3 protein-coding genes are annotated in these 2948 nt (G+C 59.2%); 2 read left to right on the plus strand and 1 reads right to left on the minus strand.

All coding sequences use genetic code 11. The features are described from left to right. Positions 1-372 precede the first annotated feature (372 nt). Positions 373-603 carry an MGMT family protein gene (locus VEJ16_10735; protein HYB10137.1) on the plus strand — a complete coding sequence of 77 codons (231 nt, stop codon included), beginning with the start codon at positions 373-375 and terminating at the stop codon, positions 601-603. A 166-nt stretch (positions 604-769) separates the two neighbouring features. On the opposite strand, the gene VEJ16_10740 is transcribed toward VEJ16_10735, so the two are convergent. Next, complete coding sequence (locus tag VEJ16_10740) at positions 770-1819, minus strand: AraC family transcriptional regulator (protein ID HYB10138.1); 1050 nt, start codon at positions 1817-1819, stop codon at positions 770-772. Positions 1820-1869: 50 nt separating this feature from the next. On the opposite strand from VEJ16_10740, the gene VEJ16_10745 reads away from it, so the two are divergent. Further along, positions 1870-2948, plus strand: a 1079-nt coding sequence (locus VEJ16_10745) for an FAD-dependent oxidoreductase (GenBank protein HYB10139.1), incomplete at its 3' end; no start/stop codon positions are given.

Consider the following 2948-nt stretch of genomic DNA (forward strand, 5'->3'; position numbering starts at 1 on the left):
ATATCCATCTCGCTCGGTATCAAACAAGGCGTCGACGCATTATCGCGTTGAGGATAGCTCGTGCCCCGTGCCGCAGCGCCCTACCGCGAGCGGTTTAGTTCATTGACCCATTTAGGACTTCGCTAGTGATCCTCGGCCACGCGATTGGAGGCCAAGCCGCAGGTCCGGAATGCGCGCGGGAGCGGTCGCAGCCATCGGTGCAGGTCACGTACGCTCAGGGCCAATAGCTGCCCACAACGTTAAGACGGCGGCGCGCACTTCGAAACTAACACCGGCACGTCCGGTCGAATCTTCCGTGCCAACGCGACGCGCTCGTTCCAATCGAAAGTAAAAAAGGCGAAAACCTTCTGAGAAACGTGCTACACTCGGCCTATGAAAACGTTTTCAGATAAGGTCCGCGACATCGTACGCAAGATCCCAAAGGGGAAGACCATGACGTACAAAGCTGTCGCTGCTAAAGCCGGCAATCCGAAAGCTGCACGCGCGGTTGGTGCCATAATGCGCACGAATTACGACCCATCGATCCCGTGTCATCGCGTTATTGCAAGCGACGGCTCAATGCGCGGCTACGTTCGTCCGCGCCGCCGGCCGGCCCAACAATGATCCGCTTTCGCGCGCCGCGCCTTCTCCAGTCGACCACCGAGTGCATTGTTTGCTGCGGCGACCCGCAACAATAGCTCTCAATCTGATCAAGCGTCAGGCCCCACCGCAATCGCACCCCTCACGTTCAGAGAAGGGGCACGTCATACCGCTAAAGGGCCACGGAATATCACCGTGGGCGTCCAATGCTGCCGCGGCGAAGCGTTTGGGAAGGTGATTCGCCGAAGCGGGCTTGGTAGTCGTCTGCGAACCGACTCAGGTGCCCGATCCCGCAGGTATTTGCGACTCCGGTGACCGAGCCGCCCTTTCGTCCCGCATCGGCCAGTTCGCTTCGTGCCAACTCCAATCGGGTCGCTCGCAAATATGCCATTGGTGTCGTGTTCCGAAAGCGACGAAACCCCATTTGCAACGCTCTCGTGCTGACACCTGCTACGCCGGCCAAATCTTCGAGGCCTATCGCGTGTTGCGCATTTTCCTCGATAAAGCGCTCGGCGCGCCGCACAAAGAATGGCGCAATCGACTTTGTCGCGGCCTCTAAGGCACATCCTCTGTTGTGCGGCATCGAGACCAGCAGAGTCGATACCAATGCTGACGAGATGCGATCGCGGACGAGCGGGTGCTCCAGGTGGGACGACGCATTGCTGAGATCATGACAGAGCATTCGAACGTAGCTCGTGAGCGTCCCAACTTTCGTCGTGCTTTCCACTGGCGTTAGGTCGAATTCAATCGGCTCTGTCTTGTCGGAACCGGTCCAGGCCTGGAATTCGCGTTCCATCAGTCGCCGGTCAATCCGTATCAATAGCTGGCGCGTCCCAGGTAACCAAGCCTTTTCGAAGGCTCGGAACGGATTGATGACAGCGACGGATCCGGCGGGAATGGCCAAGCACGTCCGGCCTTGCCGGAATTCACATCTACCAACAAGCGTAAATTGGAGAAGGTAAAAGTCACCAAACTCAGGGGCGGTGACCATGATGCCAGCCCCATATTGCATCGAATTGACCGTTATAGGGCCTAGCTTGGCCTGACGGTGTCGAAAATCGAGGCCGCGTTCCCGCGGCAAATAAGCCAAGCTGTTCTCGACAAACACGCCCCCGAGATGCTTCCTTGCGTGTTCCAGATCACGGGTACGGAAGATTGGGTGACGCGGTAACAGATCCGCCTCACCAATCGTGCCAGCGTTGTCCGGATGTGCTTGAAAAGCGGCGGGCGTCGTGTTCATGCCAGCCTCCAAACTGCGCCAAAGCCTAGGAGTAGCAATTCCCGCTGTCAATGGCAGTGCGCCGGGCGCCGACGTTGAGGCCGAGAAACTCTATGCGTTTATTGGCTAACTCCTTCGTTTTTTGGATAGTGCGGCGCCCGGTGCTCTTTCATGCTCATTTGTGCGGATGGATGGCGATTGCACTGGCTGCCCTGCCGCAACCGGTTGCGGGCTACCTGAAACCGGAGAATTTGGGCTTGAGTCAAGCGACCGATTGGCACTTCAATGCTTGGGATGTCCGCATCAATGGCGTTGCGCTCTGTTCCCTGCTGGGTGCGCCCATGGTCAGTCGAATCAATACCGATGTGTTAGTTGTCGGCGGCGGGCCGGTCGGGTTGACGTTGGCCATGGACCTCGCTCGACGTGGCATCGGCGTAACCATCGCCGAAACGCGCGCTGCTGGCGAGGCGCCTAGCGTGAGATGCAACCACGTCAGCGCACGCACGATGGAGATCTTCCGTCGCCTTGGCGTGGTGGGTGCCGTGCGCGATGCTGGCCTGCCCGCCGACTATCCCAACGACGTCGCCTTCAGAACGACGGCAACCGGAATCGAGCTCGGGCGCATCCCGATTCCCTGTCGGGCCGAACGCTACCGGGCGAAAGGCGGCCCAGATACTTGGTGGCCAACGCCCGAGCCGCCGCATCGGATTAATCAAATCTATCTCGAACCCGTGCTGTTCGCATGCGCGGCAGCGATTCCCAATCTGCGCATCCTGAGCCGCGCGCCTGTGATCGGCTTCGAGCAGAACGAGAACGGCGTCATGGCGATGGCAAGGGACCTCGACAGCAGTCAGTCTTATAAAGTCTTTGCCCGCTACCTGGTCGGTTGCGACGGTGCACATTCGGAAACACGGCGCAGGATATGCTCCAGGCTGAGCGGTGATGCCGCCGTGGTGCAGACGCAGTCGACCTACATTCTTGCGCCGAAATTGCTTGACATGATGCCGGGACCAGCCTGGGCAATCGACTGCATCAACCCTCGAAGTTGCGGTCTCATGTTCGCGATCGACGGCCGCGAGCGATGGCTAATCCACAATTTCCTGGGGCCTGGGGAGAGCCTGTCGGTCGTCGACCGCAATCGTAGCGTTCG

Source organism: Alphaproteobacteria bacterium, from assembly GCA_035625915.1.
GTDB lineage: Bacteria > Pseudomonadota > Alphaproteobacteria > JACZXZ01 > JACZXZ01 > DATDHA01.

What these genes read in the sequence shown, in the direction of transcription:
- VEJ16_10735 (HYB10137.1), top strand. Translation starts at nt 373, where the DNA reads ATGAAAACGTTTTCAGATAAGGTCCGCGACATCGTACGCAAGATCCCA.
- VEJ16_10740 (HYB10138.1), bottom strand. Translation starts at nt 1,819, where the DNA reads ATGAACACGACGCCCGCCGCTTTTCAAGCACATCCGGACAACGCTGGC.